This is a genomic window from Acidisoma sibiricum (genome assembly GCF_057837225.1).
Window position 1 is genome coordinate 2720140 of the sequence record NZ_CM174445.1, and the last position, 24293, is coordinate 2744432.

A 24293-nucleotide genomic window follows, 5' to 3' on the forward strand; every position below is an offset into this window, starting at 1 on the left:
CTTGGCCGGGGCGGCCCCGCCTCAGCGCAGCGTGTAGCCACCGTCGATCGTCATGACCTCGCCGGTGATGTAGCTCGCCGCGTCTGACGCCAGAAACAGCGTCGCCTGCGCTACTTCATCAGCCTCGCCGGGACGGCGCATCGGCGTCATGTCCAGCCAGATCTTCGACCATTCGGGATTGTCGAGCCCGCCTTGAGTCATCTCCGTGCGAATATAGCCCGGTGCGATGGCATTGACGCGGATATGGCGGTCGGCAAATTCGCTGGCCAGCGACTTGGTCAGCATATGCACGGCCGCCTTGGAGGCATTGTACACCGCCTGATTCTGCGGCACGTTGGAAATGATGCCGGAGATGGACCCGATATTGACGATGCTGCCGCCTTTGCCCCGCGCCGCCATATGGCGCAGCGCTTCGCGGCAGCACTGATACAGGCCCCGCAGATTGGTGTTCATCAGATAGTCCCAGTGTGCGGCGTCGGTCTCGGTCGTGTTGCAGTGGCTGGCGACGCCCGCGCTGTTGACCAGGATATCGATGCCGGTATCGGCCGCCATATCGCCGATGACGCGGGTGATTTCCGCCTCGGAGGTGACATCAAGCCGCTCAAAGCGGGCGGTGATCCCGGCCGCCGAAAAGTCCCGCACGGCGGCGGCGCCCGCCGCCTCATCCCGTCCGGTGATGAGGATGGCGGCGCCGGCCTCCCCCAGGCGGCGCGCGGCGGCCAGGCCGATACCGCGTGTGCCGCCGGTGACCAGGGCGAAGCGCCCGCTCAGATCAATTGTGTAAGCCATCGAACTCCATCCTTCCCAACCAGCCCGCTCTTTTTAGTTTTGACGCAGCGGGCCAAGCGCGAAGGATAGCGTCACGCGCGAAACTGACCAGAGCAAAGGCGACAGCAACCCACGCCTTTGCCCCGATCTCAGATCAATTGGCGATCGCCCAGTCGCCCGGGCTCTTTTCGCACCAGTTGAGCTTGTAGGGCGAGCCGTCGGTCGCAACGCCCGTGTGGAAGGTGTAGCGGAAGCCGCGGCAGGTCAGGCCGTTCTTTTCATACTGGTGCAGGAAGGTGACGGTACCGGAATTGCCCGTTTTGGGGTTCTTCCAGCTTTCCTCATGCGGTCCCTGCGGCCCCAGCTTGCCGGCCTCCTCGGACAGAATCCGCATATCGCTGCCGCTCAGGCGGCGCGGCAGATAGGCCTGCATCGCTTGGGCTGCCGCCGGGCTGACCAAAGCAGGGGCCAGATCACTGGCGAGACCCGCCACCGCAATACAGATCAAAAGGCACTGACGTCGCATCTCATGCTCCTGGCTTGCCGAATGTCCCGGCCGCTCTCTGTCCCGCTTATCGCGCCGCGCGCCCAGGGGCAACCGCGGCGCCTGTCTTATCCCCGTGTCTCAGCTGCGCTCGGCGAGCTTCGCGAGCAGGCGCGCGTGGCTGCGGGCGCCGCCCAGATAGCAAGACCAGTCGAATTTCTCGTTCGGGCTATGCACCTGATCGTCATCCAGGCCGAAGCCCATCAGGATGGTGTCGAGACCGAGCAGGGTCTTGAGCGTGCCGACGACGGGGATGGAGCCGCCACAGCCCATCAGGACCGGTGTTTTGCCGTATTCATCCTCCAGGGCAGCGATAGCGGCGGGGATGAAGGGACCATCCGTCGCCACTTCCACGCCCGGGCTGCCGCCCAGATCCTGCACGCTGACCTGCGCGCCGGGGGGCGTATGGGCCGCCAGGAAGGCCCGCAGCCCATCCAGGATCTTGGCCGGGTCCTGGCCGCCCACTAAGCGGAAGGACAGCTTGGCATGGGCGTGGGAGGCGATGACGGTCTTCGATCCTTCGCCCGTATAGCCGCCCCAGATGCCGTTGAGATCGGCCGTCGGCCTTGCCCAAAGCCGCTCCAGCACGGGCCGGCCTGTCTCACCCGACCCCGCGCTGAGGCCGATGGACGCCAGCATGCCAGCCTCGTCGAAGCCGAGCGATTCCCATTGCGCGGCGAGAGCGGCCGGCAATTCCGCGACGCCGTCATAAAAGCCCGGGATCTGCACGCGGCCCTGATCGTCATGCAGCTGCCCCAGAATGCGCGTCAGCGCGTTGATGGGGTTGAGCGCGGCACCGCCATACATGCCGGAATGGAGGTCCTTGTCCGGCCCCACGAGATCGATCTGGGTATAGACCAGGCCACGCAGGCGGGTGGTGAGCGCCGGGGTGGCGCGATCCCACATGCCGGTATCGCTGATCAGCGCGACATCGGCCGCGAGCAATGCCTTATTGGCCGCGATGAAGGCGTCGAGATTGGCGGAGCCGACTTCTTCCTCGCCCTCCAGCAGCAGCGTGATGCGAACGGGCAACTCGCCCGTGGTCTGATACCAGGCGCGGCAGGCCCAGAGGAACGAGGCGACCTGACCCTTATCGTCCACCGCACCGCGGGCGACGATGCGCGGTCCATGGGGGCCATCCTTCAGCTGCGGCGCGAAAGGCGGGCTGTCCCAGAGGTCCAGCGGATCGGCGGGCTGCACGTCATAATGGCCGTAAAACAGGATATGGGGCAGAGTCGCGGCGTCCGTGCCATCGGGGCCTGGATAGTGGCCGATGACGATTGGGTGGCCCGGCGTCTGGCGCAGCTCAGTCGCAAAACCGCAGGCCGCGAATGCATCCGCGAGCCAGCGGGCGGCCGCCGCACAATCACCCGCATGGGCCGGCTGGGCGCTGACACTCGGGATGGACAGAAAGGTGAACAGCGTCTCGCGCGCTTCATCCTGGCTGGCGTCGATCGCAGCCAGAACCTGCGCGATGGGATGGTCTGTCGCTGTCATCAGCTTAATCCTCAGATAGGGTGGGCGCCGCATAGGCTTTCAGAAACAGCCCAATAGCACCCTCCACGACGCGGTCCACTTCCGCCGGATCGGCGGTTTCGATCAGCCGCAGCCGGGCACGCATGACGAGCTTGGTCTGGCAGAGGGCGAAAAACTGTTCGGCGGCGAAATCAGGGTCCGCCACCACCAGGCGGCCGCGCGCGCTTTCCTGCCGCAGCCAGACGGACAGATAGTTCAGCGCGCGCTGCGGGCCGGCATCGAAGAAGGCACGGGCGAGTTCGGGGAACTTGGCCGCTTCCGACATCACCATTCTGTGTATGGCCTGACGGAAGGGGGAGAGCATCATTTCGACCACGGCATGGGCGACGCGGCGCAGCGTCTCCTCCGGCCTGTCCTCTGGCGGTGCCAGGTCCAGAATATGCTTCAGCGTCTCGTCGCAGCCGGTCGCGATAAAACCGCTGAACAGCGCCGCTTTGCTGGGGAAATAGTTGTAGAGCGTGCCTTTGGAAACGCCGACCTCGCGCGCGATATCGGCCATGCTGGCGCCTTCATAGCCGTCGCGGGCGAAGACGCGGCCGGCACCATCCAGAATGGCGCGTCGCCGTTCCGGCGAGAGGGCGTCGCTTGCCCGGTCAGACGGTACCGCCGTATCCAGCGCAAGGGTCGTATGGGTGTTATCGTCTCGGTCCACGCTTTTTCATCCTGCACGCGGTTTGACAATGCCGGCCTCGTTTCTATCATACAAGCTGCTAACCGAACCGTTCGGTCAAAGCGCATGGCAGGAGCGGCTCCGTTGGCCCACGACATCAGACAAGCCCTTCGTCAAAAACGGGCCGCTTTCTCACGACCGCTGATCTCCTCTCTGCTGCTGCTGGCCGTGACAGGCTGCACCATGGGGCCGGATTTCAAGCGCCCGACCGCGCCCTATGACCCGTCTTCCTTTCTCGACGGCCGCCAGGCGCCGACGTCGCGCAGCCAGCCAGCGGTCGCGCCCATTCAGGTTGAATGGTGGCAGAGCTTCAACGACCCGGAGCTGAATTCGCTGGAAGAGCGGGCCGTCGCGCAGAATCTCGACGTGCTGACCGCGACCGTGCGGATTGCGGAGGCGCGGTCCAATGCCGGTGTCACCGCCTCGGCCTTCTTTCCCTCGGTCAGCGGCAATACGGTTGCCGCCGATATCAAGCCGAGCGACAAGGGCCTGAGCCTCGGCGGCTCCAGCGGCGGTGATGTCAACCCGATTTCCTTCTACCAGTATGGGTTCGATGCGACCTGGACCGTCGATCTTTGGGGCAAGGTCCGCCGCCAGGTGGAAGCCGGCAATGCCGCCATCCAGGTGCAGGAGATCGACCGGCGCGGCACGGTCATTCAGATGATGGCGGAGGTTGCGCGCGACTATCTGCAGCTCCGCAACGCGCAGATGCAGCTCAAGATCGCGCAGGACAATGTGCGCACGGCGCAGAACCTGCTCAACCTGACGCAGCAGAGGGCCGCCGCCGGCCTGACCGACCAGTTGGACGTGGCCCAGGAACTGGCCCAGCTGACGACGACCGAGGCCACCGTGCCGAGCGCTGAGCAGGATGTGGCCAAATACATCAACGCGCTCAGCCTGCTGCTCGGCCAGGGGCCGCGCGCGCTGCAAGCCGAACTCGATACGCCCGAGGCCGTGCCGCCGGCCCCGGCCGTCGTGCCGGTCGGTCTGCCCTCGGAACTACTCCGCCGCCGCCCCGACATCATGGAGGCGGAAGCCAATCTGCACGAGGCGACGGCCAATATCGGCGTCGCGGTCGCAAGCTTCTTCCCGACCTTCAATCTGCTCGGCTTCTTTGGCATCCAGGCCGATCAGACGCAGGATCTGTTCACCACCGCGGCGCGAACCTACGTGCTGGGCGGCATGGTTTCGGTCCCCATCTTCCAGGGCGGCAAGCTGGTGGAGACCCTGCATCTGCGCCGGTCGCAGCAGAAGGAAGCGATGATCGCCTATGACAAGGCGGTGCTGCAGGCCTTCTCGGATGTCGATAACGCGCTCACCGATTACGAAAAGGAGCAGCAGCGCCGCGTGCTGCTCGGCCGGGCCGTGCAGGCCGATCAGAAAGCCTTTGCACTGGCCCAGCAGCGCTATACGGAAGGCATCGCGACCTATATCGACGTGCTCAATGCGCAGCAGAACGTGCTCTCCAGCGCGCGGCAATATGAGGACAGCACGGCGGCGGTCTCGACAGACCTCGTCTCGCTGTATCTGGCGCTGGGCGGCGGCTGGGAAGATGCTTTCCCGACACCGGCGGGTGAGGCCGAGCCCAATGCCTCGATCGGACAGACCATCAAGACGGCCATTACCCAGGGCAATGCCAGCTAAAGGACCTCTGAGCCCATGAGCGACAGCCTTCTGCCCATCGACCCCGGCGCCAAACGCGCCATCCTCCAGGCGGTCGAGGGGCTGCAGGCACGCTCCACCGACACCCTCTCGCGCCTCGTCGCGCAGGCGAGCCTGCTCGGTGAGGAGGCTGGCTGCCTGGACCAGATGGAACTCCTGTACCGCGACCTCGGGCTTTCGCCCTTCCGCGTGGCGGTCGATCCGTCACAACTCGAAAACCATCCCGGTTTTTCGCCGCCGCTGGTGCCCTATGCACCGGGGCGGGAGAACGTCGTCGCTGTCCACAAGCCGCGGGAGGTGCGCGGGCGCAGCCTGATGCTGCAGGGGCATATTGACGTCGTGCCGGTGGGAGCCGCCGATCTGTGGACGACCCCGCCCTTCACGCCCAGCATCCGCGATGGACGGCTGTATGGCCGCGGCGCCTGCGACATGAAGTCGGGCGTCACTGCTTATCTCATGGCCTTCGCGGCGCTGAAGGAAGCCGGTTTCCAGCCGGCGGCCGAATTGCAGATGGCGGCCGTGATCGAGGAGGAATGCACCGGCAATGGCGCGTTGGCGGTGATGCAGGCGCTGGGCAAGCCCGATGCCTGCCTGATCCCCGAACCCGGCCAGCGCCTGCTGACCGCCGAAGTGGGCGTGGTCTGGGCCTGGGTGACGGTCACCGGCAAGCCTGTGCATGTGTCGCACAAGCTGTCCGGCATCAGCGCCATCGAAGCGGCCTTTATCGTCTCGGAAGCGTTTCGCGCTTACGAGGTGCGGATGAACGAGCCGCAGCACCGTCACCCGGCCTATGCCGGCGACAACCACCCGATCAACGTCAATTTCGGCACGATCGAGGGCGGTGAGTGGAACTCTTCCGTCGCGACCCGGGCGCGTATCGGCATGCGCGTGGGCGTGATGCCCGGCTATTCCTGCCGCCAGACCAAGGCCGATATCGAGGCGCTGGTGGCGGATGTCGGGTGCGATCCGCGCATGGCGGGGACGGACCTGCGCGTCGAGTTCCGCGGCTTTATGGCGGATGGCGCTATTTTCCCCGAAACTCAGGGCATCTCACAGGCGATTTCGGCGCTCCACCGTGACCTGACGGGCGAGACCCTGCGGCCCCATGCGATGCATGCGCTGACCGATGCGCGCTTCTACCGCCTGTATCAGGAGACGGACGCGACCTGCTACGGGGCCGAGGGCGAGAATATCCACGGCATCGACGAATGGGTGGATCTTGCGAGCATCACGCATGTGACCAAGGCGCTGGCATTGCTTATCGCGGGCTGGTGCGGGCTGGAGACGGTGGGTTAAGCGCGCATCCGACATGGCCGTCTGACCTCCACACGGCCGGAACTCCCGTCCAACACCGTCATGTCCGCAAACGCGGGCATCTTCTGACAGCGCGGCGCCATTCCCGACGAAGTACCGCTTGTTACGGGCAAGAAGATACCCGCTTGCGCGGGTGTGACGGAGCAACCACTTCAGCCACAGGCCGACAGAGTCTAGCACGTCCCTGACAGACGTTCGGCCCGTGGTGGCGTCCTGCGCAACTTACGTCGGGACAACCGCGCGCGGACGCGATCGACCGCGGGGCCGGTGACGACGAGCGGCGCATAGCCCTTCGCGTCCCAGATGAGTGGCGAGAAATCCGGGAAGAGGCTGACCAGCCCGCCACCATTGCTGAAACTGTGGCGATTGCCGGTATCGAGATAGCTTTCGACCGGCAGGTCTTCCGCCAGGATCACATTGTGCTCCGGCAGTTCGATATGGAAATAGGTGACGCGCGGACAGCGCGAAACGGATTGCTGCCGGACAGTGGTGCCGTTGACCAGGTAACGCACCGGGATGAGCACGCCTTCCGCGAAGATCGCGTGATCCGGGGAGAGAAACAGCGGCCGCGCCGGCAGGCCGGGACCAAAGGCACCGGGCGCGATGCGCACCGGCAGCACTTTCGCGGGCTCGGGGTGCTTCCGCACATTCACCGCGCGCTGGCCGATCCAGACGATCGGCTGGGCTGTCCCATCAGCGCAGATGACAAGGTCGCCGATGGCTAGATCCTCCACCCGCACATCGCCGTGCCGCGTCTTCATGCGCGTGCCTTCTGCAAAGCAGGTGACGAAGGTGATGGCGGTGCCTTCTGCGGTCTGCCCAGTAAACAGGCTGGAATAGATGGTGCCGAGGGTATCGCCGTCCAGGCCGGCGCTGCCGCCGTCGTTGTTAATGTCAAACGTGCCGGAAAGCCCTGTGGGCAGGACCAGGGCCGCAGCCAGCGTGCCGCCTGAGGTGACGTCGCAGGCGCCGGTGGCCGCATCGTAGGAGATTGACGTGGCGCTATAGACGAGATCCGTAAAGTCGAGCGTATCGCCGAGGCCAAAACCCTGGATCGTGGCGCCATTCAGGATGGTTGAGGTATCAGCGATCGTATCCGTGCCGCCGCCGCAGGAGATGGTGCCGTCCGGGCCGGCGGGGATGATCAGGTCATTGAAACTGGTGCCTAAGGTGCTCGCACTCGGCAGGTTCTGCACCAGCGTGCCGTTTCCCTCCGTCGTATCGACCAGATAGAGGCTGTTGGGATCGAGGCGGTAGATGGTGATGTCGTTTGGATTGGTCGTCGTCCAGTAATTGGCCTGATGAATGCCGATCGCCTCGTAGCCGTCAGCCTCGTAGATATTGTCGAAGACAGTGATCGACCCGGCCTGGTTCAGAGGGGCGACGATGGTGAAGGAATGCGGCCCACCGTTGGCCCAGCCGATGCGCAGAATATCACCGGCCTGCACAAGCGTAGACCAGTTGGAGATGGCGGCATCGGTCTGCGGGGCCGCATAGGCGATGCGCCAGAAGCCGCCGGCAACGTTGTGCTCGGGATCTGTGCTATAAGAATTGCGTGGCATGGTGGCACCCGCGGCGGCAGCCACCTCACAGGCGATGTTCCAGCAATCCTCGGTATTGGCGACGCCGGTATAGGCGGCCGCGAAGGCAGAGGCCGCGTTGACCACGTCCTGCGGCGTCGGCGCGCCACTATCCAGGCTCGGCTGCGCGAAGGCTGAGCCGAAATTCTGGATGTAATATTGCGTATAGCCACTACTGTTTCCGCCACTGATGGCGATCGGAACCTGAATTTCGGCATTGGCCTGAATGGCATTGCCCGCGACATAGTCGACATCGGCGAATTTACTCGCGGGGATCGTCTGGAGGTTGTCCGGGGTGACGACGGTTCCGTTCAGCGTCCAATAGGGCAGGGACGGGTCGCTCGGGTCCCAATAGGAAAAATATCCCATGTCGGCGGCGCTCTGCGAAGAGATGGCGACATTGGGAAGCGAGAGAGCGGCGGTGCCGAAGGCCTGCACCAGCAGGTCGGCCAGAATGATCGTCTGTCCGGGTTGCAGAACGGCGGGCTCCGGCAAGGTTGCGTAGAAGGTCCGCGTCGGTTCCGTAATGGTATCGGTGACCAAGACGCCGCCATTGCCGTCCGACTGCAGCGCGAAGTCGTCCGGTCCATAATTGCCGTCGACCGTCAGGCTCGCCACAATCGCGCCATTCACGCCGCCGTCTCTGACGATCAGCTGGCTGGTTGCCGTGTCATAGTTCACGTAGTCGGCGGTGATGCCCTGCAGGTCGATGGTGGTTCCGTTGGTAAAGTCCTCAATGACGCCCGCGAAACTTGCCCCCCGGGCGATGATCAGTTTGTCATAGGACATGGCGACCTGCTGGGCGGCCCCCACGGTTCCGGCGACCGTCAGGGTGAGGCCGGTATCTTCCATGTCAATGACGCCGGAGCCGTCCAAAGTGGCGCCGGCGGCGATGGTCATGGCGCCGCTATCGAGGATCTGTCCGTCATTGGTGACACGGCCCGACGCGAGGTCCAGCGCGGATTCCGAGCCAATGACGATGCTGCCATCGAGACCGATCGCGAGATCGCCGGCGATGGTGCCGTCGGGTGCGACCGCGATATTGAGCGTCGAGCCCGCGCCGGTGACGTTGATCGTGCCTTGCGCGCTGACCGAGCCGCCGATGGCAATCGTCGTCACCGTCTGGTAGGCAGCGGCAGAGAGGGTGAGGTCTGACCCCAGCGCCCCCTGGATGAAGTCCAGACTGGCATTATTGCCGCTGAGCAGAACGGTCTCGTCATTCAGCGTGCCGTAGGTCGTGAAATCGGCAGCCGAAATGATCGCGGTACCGGCCGAGACGATCGCGGTATCGCCCAGCAGCGGATAGGAATTGGCCACCAGCGTGTCGCTCGTTGTCCAGTTGCTGCTGTCATACCAATCGCCTGAGCCACCAGCCCAGGTGCGCGGGGTCGCGAGCAGGATCAGCGAGCCGCCATGGCCGTCACTGCCGACGAAGATCTGCAGGGTCGACAGGGACGTGTTGCTGGCCAGGGCGAATTGCGCGACCAGCGGGTTCGTGTGGCTGCCATTACCGCCATAGACGGCGAGGATGCCGGTCGTCGCATTATAGGTCCATGAATAGGCGGGCGAGTCGACCAGATCGATCGTGTCGCCGGTGACGAAGCCCGTGATGGTGCCGTCGAAGTTCAGCGGGTCCTGCAGATCGATCGTGCCGCTGCTGCCCGTGAAGGCCAGTGTCGCGCCCGCCACCGCGCCGTCGATCGCGACCGTGCCGCCATTGCCGACCGTGATCGTGCCACTACCGGTCAGGCTGGTGGTGCCTGTTGAGAGCAAGCCGTCTGACACCGACATGGCGCCCGCAAGATCGAGCGTGCCGCCCGACAGGGCGAGGCTATCACCATTGCCGACCGCGATCGTGCCGGTGAGATCCAGCGTGTCGAGGCCAAGGGAGACAGACCCTTGCGCGGTCGCGAAGTCCATTTCGCCCGCATAGGTGACGGAGTCTGCAAAGCTGAGCGCGGCATAGCCGTCGCCTGTGCTGCCGATGGTAAAGCCAGGGCCGAAGGTCGCACCATCGGCCGACAAGCCCGCCGGGGATGCGCTGTCGCTCGACCCGATCCAGAGCTGCTCGCCATCGATGGTTGGGTTGTTCATCACGTCGGCGGCTGTGATGCTGGCCGTGCCGGACGTGACGGTCATGGTGTCGCCCGCTTCCGGGACGCCCGAGGGGGTCCAGCTTGCGGGCTGAAACCAGTCGGACAAGCTACCCTGGAACAGACGATCCGTCATAAGGGAGTCTCCGTTTGCACCGGCGTAGCGCCGCTCACGAAAACGTATATTATCGAAAACGTAATGTTGAACAGAGGCTATCCTGCGATAGCCGGACGAAGGTCCCGTTCAGCGCATCAGCAGCAGCCGTCCGGCCGTCATCCACATGGTCAATGCGATCAACAGCTCCACGATCGCCCAGACGCGCGGCCGGGCGAGCAGCGGGCGCAGCCATGCCGCGCCATGGCCGAGGGCGAGGAAGAAGGCGAGGGAGGCGGTCATCGCGCCCGCCGCGAAACTGGCCCGCGCGCCCGGAAACTGGGCGGCAATACTGCCGAGCAGCACCACCGTGTCGAGATAGACATGCGGGTTCAGCCAGGTAAGGCCGAGGCAGGTCAGCAGCGTGCGCGGCAGAGTGGCCGCCGCCCCTTCGGCCGCTGCCAGCGCGCCCGGCCGGCGGATCGCGGAGAGCAGGCGACGCAGCCCGTACCAGATCAGGAAGGCAGCGCCGCCATAGCGCAGCACAGGGGCAAAGGCGGGCAGCGCTGTGGCCACCTGCCGGAAGGCGAGCACACCGACCACGATCAGCACGGCGTCCGACGCCGCGCAAATCAGCGTCACCGGCCAGACGAAACGGCCGAGCAGCCCCTGGCGCAGGACGAAGGCGTTCTGCGCACCGATGGCGACGATGAGGCTGAGACCCATGAACAGGCCGGTGAGAAATACGGGGAGGGACATGGCGCAGGGCTTTCGGGATATCGGGCGTGGCGCCTGCTTAATCTGGCGCCCGAGCATCAGGCCAGTTAAGCTTTCTTGATCGGGTTAAGGGAAACTAATCATGATCGACTATGGCGGCCTGCGCGCCGTCGGCGCCGTGGTGCAGACCGGCAGCTTTGAAAAAGCGGCGCGGCTGCTGCATGTCACGCCCTCAGCGGTCTCCCAGCGCGTCAAGAACCTGGAAGACCGGCTGGGCTTTTTCCTGATCGAGCGCGGCACGCCCTGTATCGCGACTGAAAAGGGCGAATGGCTGTGCCGCCATCTGGAGCAGGTCGGGCTGCTGGAGCGCGCCCTGCTGCAGCACCTGCCCGGCCTGGCCGGCGATGACGCCTCGTCGCCGCGCGTCACGCTTCATATCGCGGTCAATGCGGACAGCCTGGCGACCTGGTTTCTGGAGGCTGCCGCCCCATACACGCGGGAAACGGGCGTGCTGCTGGACCTGACGGTGGATGAGGAGGGCCGCACGGCGGATTGGCTGGCGCATGGACGGGTGGTCGCGGCCGTGACCAGCCGCGAGACGCCGATTGCCGGCTGCAGGCGGGTGCCGCTCGGCGCGCTGCGCTATATGGCCAATGCCAGTCCTGACTTTGCCGACCGCCATTTCGCGCAAGGCCTGAGCGAGGCGGCTTTCGTGCAGGCGCCGGTGCTGACCTATAACCGGCACGACACGCTGCAAAGCGCCTGGATGAAGGCGGTCCTGGGTCAGGCGCCCGATTGCCCGACGCATTGCCTGCCCTCGACCCATGCCTTTCTCGATGCCTGTCTCGCTGGCATCGGCTGGTGCATGAACCCGGTCTTGCTGGCCCAAAGTCATGTCGATGCCGGGCGGCTGGTCGATCTTCTCCCCGCGCGCCCTCTGGATGTGCCACTCTACTGGCAGGTCAATCGCTTGGCCGCCGACCTCATCGCGCCATTGACGCGGGCGGTGACGGCGGCGGCACGCAAACGATTGATGGCAGTCCCGGAGTGATAACCCGAGCTGGTCAGGTCTCGCCGTCCAGCTCATCGGCCGCGCGATCATGCGGTCCCAAACCGGTGCGTGCGTCTTTGAGCGCCAGGTATTCCGCTTCCAGCTCCGCGATCAGGGTGACGTCGTTGGACGCCTCGCCCATGGTCGGTCCCTCGCGCAGTCGCGCGATCTGGTGACGGATCACCGTCATTGCATCATCGATCTGCTCGCGCAGTGGCTTATCTGATTCTGACATGGGACCAATCTAGCGCGTCACCGCGATCGGGCATAGGGCGGCCCTGGGCTCAATCCTCCGCAAAGCGGGTCTGATTGCGTCCCGCGCGTTTTGCGGCATAGAGCGCGTGGTCGGCCCGGCTCATCAGCATGTCGATCTGAGTTTCACCCGGTGCGGCGCAGGCGCCGCCGATACTGATGCTGACCTCGACGGTGCAGGATGGAAACAGCACGGGCGAGCCGGCCACGGCGTGGCGCAGCCGCTCTGCCACGCGCGCCGCTCCAGCCCGGTCGCAGCGGGGCAGCAAGACGCCGAACTCCTCCCCGCCGAGCCGGGCGATCGGCCAGGCGTCATCCAGGGTAGCACGGCAGCGCGCCGCGACTTCGGCCAGAACCTCGTCGCCGATACGGTGGCCGTGGCGGTCGTTCAGCGCCTTGAAATGGTCGAGGTCGAACATCAGAGCGACCAGGGGTTGATCGCGCATGGCAAGCAACGTTTCACCGATTTCAAAGAAATGGCGGCGGTTGGAGACACTGGTCAATGAATCCGTATAAGCGAGGCGACGGAGTTCGGCTGCCATGTGGTGGCGGGCTGAAATGTCGGTATTGAGGTAGATGTAGAAGCTGCCGATACGGCGAACATGGAACTCCATGACCTTCGTCTCGCCGTTCTTGCACGTCAGCGTCCGCTCGATCACCGGTATCTCGGTCTGGGTTGACTCCGCATGGGCCAGTATCGCCTGCCAGTCCTGCCGGATCAGGTCCCGCGCGACGGGATCGGGATAGGCGAGACGGAACCAGTCCTCCAGGTCGGCAATATCGGCCAGGCTATAGCCCAGCATCTGCGTGAACCTGTCATTGACGTAGATGGTTCTGTGATCGAGATCATCGATCTGCACGCCCATGGGAAGCAAATCCAGAACATCGGTAATTGTGACACCGATGTCGATCGGCCGGGGCGCCGCCACAGCATCCTGCTGCAGGTGTCTCTCGGCCAGCGCGAGCGCGACTTTGCGAAGTGGCATCAGTGTTGAATTAGCAACGAATGGCCGCTTCCGTAAGCCGATTGTTGCTGCGCGGGCCAAGGCAGAAGGGTTGCAACCGCTGATATCAAAAGACGTAGTAACAATGACGGCCCGCCCAGTTTGCGCGCTATGATCGTGCTTCGTAACGTTGAATTTCGATCATGCGTGCTAGGCCATGCAAAATCAAGCAAGGCGGGGCCCGGGTGAAGCCCTTCGCGACGTCCGATCGCGGGGCCCGCATCGCGTGATTGGCAATCCCCGTGCCTCCCTCTAGCCTGTCCGGCCCAGAGGGGGCGGGGGTTTGCCCTTGGACCTGTGCCGCAGAAGGGGACGCGCGCGTGTCTGACGATAGCCTGTCGGCGGATGCGACAGCGGGGCCCCGCCATCCCGCCACCGATACCGATCGGGACATTCCGCATGATGTCGGGCTGCGCCGCGCCGCGGCTGACGAGCCGCGCATAGAAGCGCCGCTACCGGGCCTGATCCCGACTTCGCTGCCACGCCTGATCCTGGTGACGCTGCTGACCGGTGTGGCGGGTGGCATCGGCGGCATGGGAATGGCGCTTCTGCTCCATCTCATCCAGCACATCGCCTATGGCTATAGCCTGCAGACGGTGATCGGCGACGAGAGCTTTCTGGCGGGGGTTACGGCCGCGCCGCCCTGGCGCCGCTTTCCGGTGCTGGTGGGCGCTGGCGTGATCGCCGGTTTCGGCTGGTGGGCGGTTTATCATCTCGGACGGCCCCTGGTCAGCATCAAGAAAGCGGTGACGGAGACGACCAAGACGGGAACGGCGCCCATTATGCCGCTCGGCAGCACGACCGCCCATGCGCTGCTGCAGATCGTGACAGTCGCCCTCGGCTCGCCGCTGGGGCGCGAAGTGGCGCCCCGTGAAATCGGTGCCATGCTGGCCGGCTGGTGCTGTCGGCGGCTCGGCCTGAATATCGCGGAAACGCGGCTGATGGTGGCCTGCGGCGCCGGTGCGGGGCTGGCCGCCGTCTATAACGTGCCGCTGTCGGGGGCCGCTTTCGTGCTCGAAGTGCTGCTGCGCACCATGCGGCCGGGCGTCATCATCGTGGCGCTGGCGACATCGGTCATCGGCACCGTCATCGCCTGGATCGGGCTTGGTGATAATTGGCAGTATGACTTTCCACATTATCCGGTGAGTGCGGGCCTGATGATCTGGGCCTGCCTGATGGGCCCCATCGCGGGCCTCACCGCCTTTGGCTATAGCGAGATGACCGCCTGGGCGCGCGGCCGGGCGCCCAAGAATGCGCGGCTCATTCCTTATGCGCTGGCGGCCTTTGCCCTGGTCGGCCTCTTCGCCGCCTTTCTGCCGCAGCTGCCCGGCAATGGCCGCGGCCCGATCCAGCTCGCGCTGAGTGGCGCGGAAAATCCCGGAGCCGCTGTCCTCATGCTGGCCGTCAAGCTGATCGCAACCCTGGCCGTTCTCGCCGCCGGCGCCGAGGGCGGTTTGCTGACGCCAAGCCTGGCGATCGGTGCCCTGATCTCCGTGCCCCTGGGCGCGTTGTGGAACACGATCGTCCACAGCGGCATTCCGCTTGGCGCTTTTGTGATCGTCGGCGCCACCGGCTTTCTCGCCGTCTCCATGCGCATGCCGGTGACGGCCATTCTGCTGCTGATGGAATTCACCCGTGCGGGCCAGGACTTTTTGGTGCCGATGATTGCGGCGACCGCCGGAGCCATGGCCGTGCGCGAGGGCCTGACCCGGCTGCCCCACGGGCTGGGCGGCAGCCTGCGGCGCTGTCTATTCAGACGCGATGTGCTAAATGAGGACGGCATGACCCAGATCAAAACGCTGCCTCAGGTGAAGCAGCTATGACGGATGCCGAGACCCGCGGCTGTGACTGAGGTCTGCCGTCCCACCCATACCCTGCACCGCAGCGGCCACTGACTGAATGACACGCATGACACCTGATCTTTCGCTACCGGCTCTGTCAGAACACGCTGGGCGCCTCAGTCCTGGCCGGCGCAGCGTAATGGCGCTTGCGCTGGGTGGCGCCGCCGTGTCGCTTTTGCCGCGGGTGGCTGCGGCCGACGCCCGCAAGCCGCTGGCCATCGTGATGAATTCGGGGGAGGCCTCCGTCGCCGTCATCGACATGACGACGCACCAGGTTTTGCAGACGGTGCCGACGCTGCGCGAGCCCAGCCACTGGGCGCTGTCGCCCGACCGCAGCAAGCTTTACATCGCGGACGCCGGCGGCAACGCGCTGTTCATCATGGACCCGGTGACCGGCGCGCCGCTGGGCCATCGTGTCATGGCCGACCCCTATCAGATCGGCTACACGCCGGATGAGCGCTATTTCGTCGCCAATGCGCTGCGTCTCAATTTCGTCGATGTCTATGACGGCGCGACCCTGAAACTGGTCAAGCGCTTCAAGGTCGGCGGCATGCCGAGCCATCTCGATTTCTCGCCCGATTCACGCTGGAGCTTCAATTCCATGCAGGAATCGGGGACGCTGGTCTCGATCGATCTCACCACCATGACGCCGCGCTGGAAGGCCAAGGTTGGCAGCACGCCGGCCGGGGTGATGTGGCACAAAGGCCATGTCTATTGCTGCGTCATGGGCGACAGTTACGTGGCCGAAGTCGACCCGGTTTCGGGCCAGGTGCTGCGGCAGATCCCGACGGGTGGCGTCGGTCCGCATAACATCTTCCTGACGCCCGATCGCCAGACCATCTATGTCAGCAACCGCGTTGGCGGGTCGCTGGCGGCGCTTGACCCCACCACCATGGCGATCCGCCGCGTCTATCCCTTCCAGGCCGCAGGACCGGACGATATTGCGGTCGCACCCGACGGCAAGCTGTGGATTGCGCTGCGCTTTCATGAAAAGGTCGCGGTGATGGACCCGGTTTCGGGCCATTACGAGACAATCGACGTCGGCCGTTCCCCGCATGGCATTTTCCTCAATACCATGATGGACCGGCCGGGCCTGGTCACAGCGGAAAAACTCTAGGGGCGCGGGTCAGCATGTTTTCACCGCTTGACCGTTTCTTCAGCACGATCGCCGGCTGGATCGACCAGACGCTGATCCTGCCGATCCTGTACCACTTCGGCTGGATGCAGTGGGAGGAACTGTCCTTCGACTGGATGCTTGTCTGCGTCTACGGATTCTTTGCCGTCGTGGTGACCTATGCCATCTGCTGGCCGCTGGAAGCGCTGTTTCCGATCGAAAAATGGCCATCCCGCAAGGCGGTGATGACGGACGTTTTCTACACGCTGATCTCGCGGGTCGGCGTGCTGCCCATCTTCAGCTTCCTCGTCTTCTACCAGCTCCAGGTCGCCGTGAACGGCTTCGTCGTCGAGCAGGGCTATATTCCGCCGATGCTGGAGACGGTGATTCCCGGCTTGCTCGGTCATCCCATTCTGACCTTCTTCGTCTATGCGCTGATCCTGGATTGCGCCGATTACTGGCGGCACCGCCTGTCGCACACCTTCCGCGGCTGGTACGCGCTGCATGCGTTGCATCACGCCCAGCGGCAGATGAGCTTCTGGTCGGATGACCGCAACCATCTGCTGGACGATCTCATCTCCGGCCTGTGGTTCGCCGTCATCGGCCTCGCCATCGGCATTCCGCCGCTGCAATTCCCGCTGCTGATGATGTTCATGCGCATCGTCGAAAGCCTGAGCCATGCCAATGCCCGCATCTCCTTCGGCTGGCTGGGCGACCGGGTACTGGTCTCACCGCGCTTTCACCGTATCCATCACGGGCTGCGCGCGGCAGGCCGGGTCTCCTGCAATTACGGCGCGGTCTTTCCCATCTGGGACATGATCTTCCGCACGGCCGATTTCACCAACGAATTCCCCGCCACCGGCGACCGGCACGCCCCGGAAGCCATGGCGACCGGCGGCTATGTCGCGCAACAGGTCAGCGGGCTGCAGTATTTCTGGACCATGCTGAAAAAAGGACGTGCGAGCAAAGCCAAGGCCCGCATGAAGGCCAGCGTTTCCTAGATTCTGTCAGCCTTCGGTTGAAACAGTCTAACCCGTCATGCCCACGAAAGTGGGCATCTTCTTGACTGTCGCAGGGACACCTCACCGAGTATGCACCGCGCCCGCAGAAGATACCCGCTTGCGCGGGTATGACGGTGTTGAATGGTCGATTCAATCAGCTTCCGCCCCTGGCGGCGGCGCGGCCGCACCGACCGGGCCGAGGATTGCCGCACAGGCGGCGGGCAGCACCGGCGGTCTGGCGCCGGGTGGGGAAGGCGGCGGCGGATTGACCGTGCCGTCGGGCGCGAACCACCAGGCGAGGCTGGCGTCACAGCCGTCTCCGGCCGGGATCGGCGCCTGATCGACGCAGTCCCGCTGACCGGCGGGGCAGGCGAAATGCAGATGCATATGGCCGCGATGGCCCCACCAGGGCCGCACCTTATGCAGCCAGGACCGGTTACCGGTCACGCTCTGGCACAGCTGGCGCTTGATGACGGGATTGACCAGAAGACGGTCGAGGCCGGGCAGGCCGGCCGCCAGATGGATCAGCGTTACCGTCTCCGCCGACCATTGCCGAGGATCGACCTGGCTCGCGCCAGAGGGGACGATGGGCGGGGGCGCCAGCCGGTTGAGCGCTGCGGCACTCAGATTGGGCTTAGGCTGGGTATCCAGATAGATATCGACATCCAGCCCGCGCTGATGGGCGACATGACCGCCCGACAGCGGTCCGCCGCGCGGACCCGACAGATCGCCGATATACAGCTCCGGCAGGCCGGCGGCGCGCGCCTCGCCAGCGAGGGTTTCGACACCGCGAAGCGTGACCGGCGCGCCCCAGAAACTGCTGATCGGCGCCCGGATCGTCTCAAAACCCGGCCCCGCGGCGGGCAATTGCCGGGCGCCGGCGATGCAGCCCGTGCTGGCGCCGATGATGTGCAAAGGCCCCGGCACCGGGCCGAGCGCCGCGTCCAGCCCGCTCGCCGCCACAGCGGGACGCGGAACGCTCAGAAGAAGGGCCGCAAGGGGCAGAAAAGCCCAGGCAAGACGCATCAGAATACCCGGTCAAAAATGGTGATGACGTCGCCTGGGGCCAGGCGATCTTCCGGCTGGGTCAGGCCTTGCTGGGTGCTGTGCCCATTGGTCCTGACCACCGCCTCATACCCTTTGACCGCCCGGTAGGTATAGCCGCCCGCCAATGACACCGCCGCGATCACGGTCATATCCGGCTCATAGGGATACTGGCCCGGCCGCGCGACCTCGCCCAGAATGAAGATCGGCCGATAGGTCGCGACCTCCACCGCGACGGAGGGGTCCTGCATCATGCCGTTTTTGGACAATTGTCCCGCGATCCGCTGCGCGAGCCGGTCGGCGGTCAGGCCGCTTGCCCGGACGTCGCCTGCCAGCGGCAGCGAAATGACGCCATCATCGCCGATCGCAAAGACGTCACTCAACTCCTTGTCGCCATAGACGATGACGCGGACGCGGTCTCCCGGGCCGAGGTGATAGGTGCCGGTCTGGGCGGGCGGCGGCAAAGGCGGCAGGGCGCTGCCTGGAGGGGCGCAGCCGCTCAGCAGGACGAGGGCCAGAAACGCACCGTGCCGCCAGGCTGTGTGACCCATGCCACTCTCCAATGCGCTGGGAATTTTTGAAACGTTCTATTAACAAATTCTCCCATTTTGGTATATGTTGCTGACTAGCATCGAATTTCATGAAGGAGAGGCCGCGTGCTGGACGACGCAGACGGCCGCCTCTATTTCGGACGGGGCTGGGGCGAGGGCGCTGATGCCAACGCGACCGCGCGGCAGACCGCCGAAGCTCCTGGCGCAAGCGGCTATGGCGCGGCGTTCGACCAGCTGCTCGGCTTGCTGGCCCGTCAGGTCTGGGCCATTCTTCTGCCCGTGATGCTGGTGCCTGCCGTCGCGGGTCTGGCCATCAGCCGCATGCCGGTGCTGTACACCGCCACCGGTACTGTCCTGTACGACCCCGCGAGCTACGCCCCCGATGTGCTGCAAAGCATCATCAAGACCGACCCCACCACCGATACCGTCGTCGCGAGCCAGGCCGCGATCCTGGCCAGCGGCAGCATTGCGCATCGCATGGCGCAGGCGCTTGACCTGGGCGCTCAGCCGGGCTTCCGGCCCCGCCGCAGCCTGCCCGAAGCCGAAGCGTCGCGGGCGGTCGATGCCGCCGTGATGAAGGCGATCAGCGTGGTGCCGGTCGATGCCTCCCGCGTCTTCGCCGTATCCTTCACGGCGCGCGAGCCTGCTGTGGCGGCGGCGGCCGTCAATGGCATCCTCGATCTTTATCTGGCCGATCAGCTGGCCACCAAAACCCAGGCGCTGCATGCGGCCGATGCCTGGATGCAGGCCCGCGCCGATGCCTTGGACACCAAGCTGCTGGCGCAGGAAGCGGCGATCGCCCGCTACCGCGCCCAGCATGGCCTGACCCAGGGCGTGCAGGCGCGCATCGGCACCGAGCAGATGTCCGCTCTCGGCGCGGAACTGATGAAGGCGGAGAACGACCTGGCCGGGGCAGAGGCACAGCAGAATGCCAGCGGCGGCAGTGCGGCCGGGATTGCGCAGAACGTCGTCGCCATGCGCCTGGCCGAAGCCCAGGTCCAGGCGGCGCTTGATGCCGCGCGCACGCATCTGGGCCCCAATCATCCCCAGGTGCGGGCCTTGCGGGAACAGCTGGCCACGCTGGAAGCCGCTACGGGGGCTGAAATGGCGGCCGTGCATGAGGACGTCGCCGGAAATGCCGATGCGGCCTTGGCCCGTCTCGCCAGCCTGCGGCAAAGTCTGCTTCTGCTCAAAGCCCAGGGCGTCGCCGAAGCGGCTGCCGAGGGACCGCTTGCCGCCATGCAGCAGGATGCCGATGCCACGCGGACATTGCGCCAGACGCTGCTCGCCCAGATGGACCAGACGGCGCAACAGGCGGCCATCCAGACACCGGATGCGCGCATTCTCTCGCGCGCTGAGGTGCCGCTGTCGCCCTCATCGCCGAAGGTGACGCTGCTGATGGCGGCAGCCGCTTTGGCGGGCGTGGTCATGGGGGCGGGGCTCGCCTGGCTGCGCGAGGCGGCAAGGATCGGATTGCGGACGGAGGCCGAGGTGCGGGCGGCGCTGATGCTGCCCGTAGCCGGCACGGTGCCGCTGATTAAAGGGCGGGCGCGCCGGGACGTGGGCCGCGCGCTGATTGCGGAGGGCAGCCTGGCCGCGCGCCAGATCGACAGCCTGCGCGGGCGCCTGCGCTTCACGCTGGGCGATCCGCGCATCCTGACGGTCACCTCCAGCCGTCCGGGGGAGGGCAAGTCCACCCTCGCTTTGGCGCTGGCGCGGCGCGCGGCGATGATGGGCGAGCGCGTGCTGCTGATCGACGGTGATCGCGCGCGCCCGAATCTGAGCCGTATGATGGGGGCTGAAACGGCCGCCGGTCTGGCCGAACTCTGCAGCCACGAGGCTGAGACTGCGCCTAGTCTGCTGCGGGACGATCTGTCCGGCTGTGCCTTTCTGGCCGCCGGGGACCGTCAGCGCAGCGTGCCGCTGACCGCTTTGCACGGGCTGCTGGCGCGTGAAGCCTGGCGGCGGGATTTCGACCTCATCATTGTCGATGCGCCGCCGGTTCTGGCGAGCGCGGATGCGCTGCTGCTGGCCGACCGCGCGGATGCGGTGCTGTTCTGCCTGCACTGGCGCCAGACGCCGCGCCGTCTGGCCGCCCACGCGCGGCGGCTGCTGACGCTGCCGAGCGGCCGGCCGATGGCGGCCGTGATGACGCAGCTCGATCCTTCGGCCCGCGCGCTGCGTGGCTTCCCGGAAGCGGAAATGGCCGCGCGTCCCTATGCCGCCTATGCGCGGCGCTGAAATCGCGCGCCCGCTCTCAATTCCCGCCAGAGGGCTGCGGCCGCGACCGGCCCCAGAATGCCCGCCGCCAGCAGTACCGGCGCGAAGGCGGGAAACCAGGCCGCATCCCAGGGCAGAACCTGCAAAAGGATGGCCTTGGCGAGGCCGATGAAGACCGTGTTGAGCAAATAGATCGCGAAAGCGTGGCCGCCGAGCCGGTCCAGCAGATGCAGCACAGGCAGCCATAGCCGCCGCGCCATGGCGTGCAGGGCCGGGATGGCGACCAGGCTTGCGCCCAGCATGGTGACGGGCCTGGGCCAAAGTCCCGCATGCAGCATCAGCACCGGCAGCATCGCCAGAAAGACAAGCATCAGGCCCCGGCGCGCGCGGTCCAGAAAGCGGCACCACGGGCGGTCACCCGCGGCCGCCAGAAGTCCGGCCAAATAGAAGGGAAGATTGAGCAAAAAGCGGTCGGCATAGAGTACGGCCGGCACCGGCAGCGTCATCAGCGGCAGAGACAGCAAAAGCAGCGGCAGAATACGGCCCTCCGTCACCCGGCGCAGCAGCGGCACCAGCGCCGAAAAACCGAAGAGCACGACCAGATACCAGACCGATTGCGCCGGACTGTCATCGGTCTGCCAGACCAGAGACAGCAGCCCGGCAGCAAGGGACGCGGGCGGATGATCGACCGGCAGAGACGGACGCAGCGCCAGCTTGCCGAGGACGACCGCCAGCCCGAAGAGCAGCGCCGGCAGCAGCCAGTGCCCCGCGCGTCGGCGCAGCATGGCGCGATAGGCAGCGCCCTGCAGGCTCGCCGCCCCCGACCAGCCGGCGGCATAGCCGCTCAGATAGAACAGAAAGGGGATATGAAAGCTGTAGAGCGCCGCCCGCAGCGGCTCATACCAGGCGTCCCCCCAAGCCATCCCGGCCGGGTCCTGTCGCGCGACCAAATGCCCGAGCACCACCAGCAGCACGCCCAAAGTCTTGCCACGGTCGATATCGCGGCGGCGCCAGTTGATCTCATTCATCAAATATTAGTATCGTTATAGAAACGAAAAGACCAGAGTGATGGGGATCTCTTGAGCGGATACCGCCTTGCGCCAGCGCCGCATGACCCGGCTTCTGCTGCTATTGCCGCCCTTGGCGGGGGCGGCCATGGCCGCGCATGAGGCGCGCGCCCAGCTGATCGACAGCGCCTATCCGCGCGATGTGCCGGGCTTCGATACGGCGGCCGGCGTCTCCGTCACCTCGCGCATTCAGACCGATACCGCCTGGCAGAATATTCCCCTGGGCGCCGAGCTGCTGCACCCGCAGGTGACGGAAAGCACCGGCTATGACAGTGCCATTCTGGCCGGGCAGCGGCCGAGCTGGACGATCACGACGGCGCCCTCGGTGACGCTGACCTCGACCGACGGCGATACGGCGCTCGGCGCCGTCACGTCCGCCACCAATACCCGCTATCTGCAGGCACCCGACCAGTCCATGACCGACTGGACGGCGGCGGTGGGCGGCACCGTCGACATCGCCGATTGCAAGGTGACGGCGGCTGCCGCGCATTTCGCCCTGCATGAAAACGACAATGCTCTGGACGCGGCGAATTACGACACGCCGCTGCCCTACAGCGTCGACGCATTGCGCCTCAGCGCGCTGACGCCACCGGCCCGGCTGGTGCTGGAACCGAGCGTCGATGTCACCCGCTTCACCTTCGGCAGCACGACGATCAACGGTCTGCCCGCGCCGCAATCCTATCGCGACCGGCTGGTGGCGGAGACGGGGCTGACGCTGTCCTACGGCATCATGGGTTTCGATGATCCCAATCGCCTGCAGCTCGTTTTGCGCGGTGCGGGGGCGCATTACCCGAACGAGACATACGGCCAGCCGCCGCGGGATTTCATCGGCGGCTCGGTGCTGGCCGGACTCGAGCATGACCTGGACGGAATCTGGGGCTGGCGCGTGGCGCTGGGCATGGGCACGCGGATCTATAGTCAGCCCTATCAGGACCAGTATGTGCCGCTGGCCGAACTCGCGCTGACCTGGCAGCCGAGCGAACGCACGACCTGGCACGTGGCCCTTCTGCGCAAGATCGAAGACGCGCAGGAAGAAGGCGTGGGCGGCTATGTCGCGACGGTCGGTGGCATCGCCATGGATCATGAGATCAACCGTCATCTCATTCTCCATCTCGGCAGCGATATCGAGCGGGCGAATTATGCCGATGGCTCCGTGCAGACCATCGTCAGCGGCCGCAGCAGTCTGCTTTGGCTGGTCAACACCACGTTGCGAGCCGAGGCTGGCATCACGCTGAGCGATCATCACGGCGTCACCAGCACTCCGTATGGCGAGGATGCGTTTCTCCTCTCCATCACGGCGGGGATGTGACCGATGCGCGAGGTCCCGCTGCTGGGGCTGCGGCTGCTCGATCTCGACGCGGCGGCGGTCGCCGGGCTGCTCGCCGCCCGCCCGGCCTCGGCACCCTTCGCCTATCTGGTGACGCCCAATGCCGATCATTTCGTCCGCCTGGCCCGCCGGCCGGGGCTGCGGGAGCTGTACAGGCAGGCGCGGTGGCGGTGCCTCGACAGCCAGGCGATTGCGCGTCTGGGCGGTCTGCTCGGCCTCCATTTGCCCCGCGTCGCGGCAGGTGCCGATATTGTGGCCCGACTGCTGGACTGCCATCTGCAAGCCGGAGACCGCCTGACGGTCATCGGCCTCTGCTCTGAGGGCGTAGCTGCACTGCAACATCGCCTGCCGGAGGTTACAATCGCCCATCACGCGCCACCGATGGGCCTTCTCCACAATGGGGCGGGCTTTGCCGCGGCTGCCGCTTTTGCGGGCAGCCATCCGGCCCGCTTCACCCTGTTGGCGCTCGGCTCTCCGGTTCAGGAAATGCTTGCGCGGGCAATAGCTTCCGACGACAGGGCGACCGGCTTGGGGCTTTGCATCGGTGCGGGGCTGGACTTCTGGCTGGGCCACAAACGTCGCGCGCCGCGCCTGATGCGCAGGCTTGGCCTGGAATGGCTATTCCGCTTAAGCCAGGAACCAGAACGTTTATGGAAGCGGTATCTGGTTGATGATTGGGCGGTTTTGCGGTTTTTGGTCCTGGAGCGACGACAAAGCCGCGAGGCCAGGCCCCCAAGCTGGATGCCTGGCCCCCCGGTGTAGTACAGCTTTTGCATCACAACGCCTGCCACGCATGGGCGTGAAGAATCGATGCCGTCAAGGCAACAACAAAAAGGATAGGTC

At 65.5% G+C, this 24293-nt stretch carries 20 protein-coding genes; 9 read left to right on the forward strand and 11 right to left on the reverse strand.

The annotated features are described in order from the left end of the window. Positions 1-21 precede the first annotated feature (21 nt). From AC3G7M_RS13010 to AC3G7M_RS13025, 4 genes are all read right to left on the reverse strand, one after another. On the reverse strand, positions 22-789 hold the full coding sequence (locus AC3G7M_RS13010; RefSeq protein ID WP_489212469.1) for an SDR family NAD(P)-dependent oxidoreductase: 768 nt from the start codon (positions 787-789) through the stop codon (positions 22-24). Positions 790-922: 133 nt separating this feature from the next. Next, positions 923-1294 carry a hypothetical protein gene (locus AC3G7M_RS13015; protein ID WP_489212470.1) on the reverse strand — a complete coding sequence of 124 codons (372 nt, stop codon included), beginning with the start codon at positions 1292-1294 and terminating at the stop codon, positions 923-925. Positions 1295-1393: 99 nt separating this feature from the next. Beyond that, positions 1394-2809, reverse strand: a complete 1416-nt coding sequence (locus AC3G7M_RS13020) for a dipeptidase (RefSeq protein ID WP_489212471.1) — start codon at positions 2807-2809, stop codon at positions 1394-1396. Between the two features lie 4 nt (positions 2810-2813). Next, complete coding sequence (locus AC3G7M_RS13025; protein ID WP_489212472.1) at positions 2814-3500, reverse strand: TetR/AcrR family transcriptional regulator; 687 nt, start codon at positions 3498-3500, stop codon at positions 2814-2816. A gap of 102 nt (positions 3501-3602) precedes the next feature. Here AC3G7M_RS13025 and AC3G7M_RS13030 point away from each other — a divergent pair, with 102 nt between their 5' ends. Together AC3G7M_RS13030 and AC3G7M_RS13035 are read left to right on the forward strand one after the other, a co-directional pair. Continuing rightward, positions 3603-5162, forward strand: coding sequence for an efflux transporter outer membrane subunit (locus AC3G7M_RS13030; RefSeq protein WP_489212473.1), 1560 nt, complete (start codon positions 3603-3605; stop codon positions 5160-5162). A 15-nt stretch (positions 5163-5177) separates the two neighbouring features. Continuing rightward, positions 5178-6476 carry an ArgE/DapE family deacylase gene (locus AC3G7M_RS13035; RefSeq protein WP_489212474.1) on the forward strand — a complete coding sequence of 433 codons (1299 nt, stop codon included), beginning with the start codon at positions 5178-5180 and terminating at the stop codon, positions 6474-6476. Between the two features lie 191 nt (positions 6477-6667). Here AC3G7M_RS13035 and AC3G7M_RS13040 read toward each other — a convergent pair whose 3' ends face one another. Both AC3G7M_RS13040 and AC3G7M_RS13045 read right to left on the reverse strand, forming a co-directional pair. Continuing rightward, the gene (locus AC3G7M_RS13040) at positions 6668-10303 is read right to left on the reverse strand and encodes a Hint domain-containing protein (RefSeq protein ID WP_489212475.1); all 3636 of its coding nucleotides are present in this window, start codon (positions 10301-10303) and stop codon (positions 6668-6670) included. Between the two features lie 108 nt (positions 10304-10411). After that, positions 10412-11020: a LysE/ArgO family amino acid transporter gene (locus AC3G7M_RS13045; protein ID WP_489212476.1), complete on the reverse strand. Its 609-nt coding sequence runs from the start codon at positions 11018-11020 to the stop codon at positions 10412-10414. Between the two features lie 100 nt (positions 11021-11120). On the opposite strand from AC3G7M_RS13045, the gene AC3G7M_RS13050 reads away from it, so the two are divergent. Beyond that, positions 11121-12029 carry a LysR family transcriptional regulator ArgP gene (locus AC3G7M_RS13050; RefSeq protein ID WP_489212478.1) on the forward strand — a complete coding sequence of 303 codons (909 nt, stop codon included), beginning with the start codon at positions 11121-11123 and terminating at the stop codon, positions 12027-12029. 13 nt (positions 12030-12042) lie between these two features. On the opposite strand, the gene AC3G7M_RS13055 is transcribed toward AC3G7M_RS13050, so the two are convergent. Both AC3G7M_RS13055 and AC3G7M_RS13060 read right to left on the reverse strand, forming a co-directional pair. Further along, complete coding sequence (locus AC3G7M_RS13055; protein WP_489212480.1) at positions 12043-12264, reverse strand: hypothetical protein; 222 nt, start codon at positions 12262-12264, stop codon at positions 12043-12045. A 49-nt stretch (positions 12265-12313) separates the two neighbouring features. Next, positions 12314-13267 (reverse strand): GGDEF domain-containing protein, encoded by a 954-nt coding sequence (locus AC3G7M_RS13060; protein ID WP_489212482.1) that lies wholly within the window; start codon positions 13265-13267, stop codon positions 12314-12316. Between the two features lie 338 nt (positions 13268-13605). Between AC3G7M_RS13060 and AC3G7M_RS13065 the strand changes: the two genes are divergently transcribed. From AC3G7M_RS13065 to AC3G7M_RS13075, 3 genes are all read left to right on the forward strand, one after another. Further along, positions 13606-15108 carry a chloride channel protein gene (locus AC3G7M_RS13065; protein WP_489212483.1) on the forward strand — a complete coding sequence of 501 codons (1503 nt, stop codon included), beginning with the start codon at positions 13606-13608 and terminating at the stop codon, positions 15106-15108. A gap of 157 nt (positions 15109-15265) precedes the next feature. Further along, positions 15266-16243: a YncE family protein gene (locus AC3G7M_RS13070; RefSeq protein ID WP_489212485.1), complete on the forward strand. Its 978-nt coding sequence runs from the start codon at positions 15266-15268 to the stop codon at positions 16241-16243. 14 nt (positions 16244-16257) lie between these two features. Further along, complete coding sequence (locus tag AC3G7M_RS13075) at positions 16258-17241, forward strand: sterol desaturase family protein (protein WP_489212486.1); 984 nt, start codon at positions 16258-16260, stop codon at positions 17239-17241. A 150-nt stretch (positions 17242-17391) separates the two neighbouring features. Here the strand turns inward: AC3G7M_RS13075 and AC3G7M_RS13080 are convergent, their stop codons facing one another. Together AC3G7M_RS13080 and AC3G7M_RS13085 are read right to left on the reverse strand one after the other, a co-directional pair. Beyond that, positions 17392-18267 (reverse strand): penicillin-insensitive murein endopeptidase, encoded by an 876-nt coding sequence (locus tag AC3G7M_RS13080; protein ID WP_489212487.1) that lies wholly within the window; start codon positions 18265-18267, stop codon positions 17392-17394. After that, positions 18267-18836 (reverse strand): polysaccharide biosynthesis/export family protein, encoded by a 570-nt coding sequence (locus tag AC3G7M_RS13085; protein ID WP_489212488.1) that lies wholly within the window; start codon positions 18834-18836, stop codon positions 18267-18269. Before AC3G7M_RS13085 ends, AC3G7M_RS13080 begins: the two co-directional genes overlap by 1 nt. Before the next feature lie 105 nt (positions 18837-18941). Between AC3G7M_RS13085 and AC3G7M_RS13090 the strand changes: the two genes are divergently transcribed. Beyond that, the gene (locus AC3G7M_RS13090) at positions 18942-21077 is read left to right on the forward strand and encodes a GumC family protein (protein WP_489212489.1); all 2136 of its coding nucleotides are present in this window, start codon (positions 18942-18944) and stop codon (positions 21075-21077) included. On the opposite strand, the gene AC3G7M_RS13095 is transcribed toward AC3G7M_RS13090, so the two are convergent. Beyond that, positions 21062-22084, reverse strand: coding sequence for an acyltransferase family protein (locus AC3G7M_RS13095; protein ID WP_489212490.1), 1023 nt, complete (start codon positions 22082-22084; stop codon positions 21062-21064). The two genes, AC3G7M_RS13090 and AC3G7M_RS13095, sit on opposite strands and share 16 nt — an antisense overlap. An 82-nt stretch (positions 22085-22166) precedes the next feature. Here AC3G7M_RS13095 and AC3G7M_RS13100 point away from each other — a divergent pair, with 82 nt between their 5' ends. Together AC3G7M_RS13100 and AC3G7M_RS13105 are read left to right on the forward strand one after the other, a co-directional pair. Continuing rightward, positions 22167-23432 carry an outer membrane beta-barrel protein gene (locus tag AC3G7M_RS13100; RefSeq protein WP_489212492.1) on the forward strand — a complete coding sequence of 422 codons (1266 nt, stop codon included), beginning with the start codon at positions 22167-22169 and terminating at the stop codon, positions 23430-23432. 3 nt (positions 23433-23435) lie between these two features. Beyond that, complete coding sequence (locus tag AC3G7M_RS13105) at positions 23436-24212, forward strand: WecB/TagA/CpsF family glycosyltransferase (RefSeq protein WP_489212494.1); 777 nt, start codon at positions 23436-23438, stop codon at positions 24210-24212. Positions 24213-24293: the final 81 nt, after the last annotated feature.

Coding starts and splice junctions, on each gene's coding strand:
- AC3G7M_RS13010 (WP_489212469.1), bottom strand. CDS start 789: ATGGCTTACACAATTGATCTGAGCGGGCGCTTCGCCCTGGTCACCGGC.
- AC3G7M_RS13015 (WP_489212470.1), bottom strand. CDS start 1,294: ATGCGACGTCAGTGCCTTTTGATCTGTATTGCGGTGGCGGGTCTCGCC.
- AC3G7M_RS13020 (WP_489212471.1), bottom strand. CDS start 2,809: ATGACAGCGACAGACCATCCCATCGCGCAGGTTCTGGCTGCGATCGAC.
- AC3G7M_RS13035 (WP_489212474.1), top strand. CDS start 5,178: ATGAGCGACAGCCTTCTGCCCATCGACCCCGGCGCCAAACGCGCCATC.
- AC3G7M_RS13040 (WP_489212475.1), bottom strand. CDS start 10,303: ATGACGGATCGTCTGTTCCAGGGTAGCTTGTCCGACTGGTTTCAGCCC.
- AC3G7M_RS13045 (WP_489212476.1), bottom strand. CDS start 11,020: ATGTCCCTCCCCGTATTTCTCACCGGCCTGTTCATGGGTCTCAGCCTC.
- AC3G7M_RS13050 (WP_489212478.1), top strand. CDS start 11,121: ATGATCGACTATGGCGGCCTGCGCGCCGTCGGCGCCGTGGTGCAGACC.
- AC3G7M_RS13055 (WP_489212480.1), bottom strand. CDS start 12,264: ATGTCAGAATCAGATAAGCCACTGCGCGAGCAGATCGATGATGCAATG.
- AC3G7M_RS13060 (WP_489212482.1), bottom strand. CDS start 13,267: ATGCCACTTCGCAAAGTCGCGCTCGCGCTGGCCGAGAGACACCTGCAG.
- AC3G7M_RS13070 (WP_489212485.1), top strand. CDS start 15,266: ATGGCGCTTGCGCTGGGTGGCGCCGCCGTGTCGCTTTTGCCGCGGGTG.
- AC3G7M_RS13075 (WP_489212486.1), top strand. CDS start 16,258: ATGTTTTCACCGCTTGACCGTTTCTTCAGCACGATCGCCGGCTGGATC.
- AC3G7M_RS13080 (WP_489212487.1), bottom strand. CDS start 18,267: ATGCGTCTTGCCTGGGCTTTTCTGCCCCTTGCGGCCCTTCTTCTGAGC.
- AC3G7M_RS13085 (WP_489212488.1), bottom strand. CDS start 18,836: ATGGGTCACACAGCCTGGCGGCACGGTGCGTTTCTGGCCCTCGTCCTG.
- AC3G7M_RS13095 (WP_489212490.1), bottom strand. CDS start 22,084: ATGAATGAGATCAACTGGCGCCGCCGCGATATCGACCGTGGCAAGACT.
- AC3G7M_RS13100 (WP_489212492.1), top strand. CDS start 22,167: ATGACCCGGCTTCTGCTGCTATTGCCGCCCTTGGCGGGGGCGGCCATG.
- AC3G7M_RS13105 (WP_489212494.1), top strand. CDS start 23,436: ATGCGCGAGGTCCCGCTGCTGGGGCTGCGGCTGCTCGATCTCGACGCG.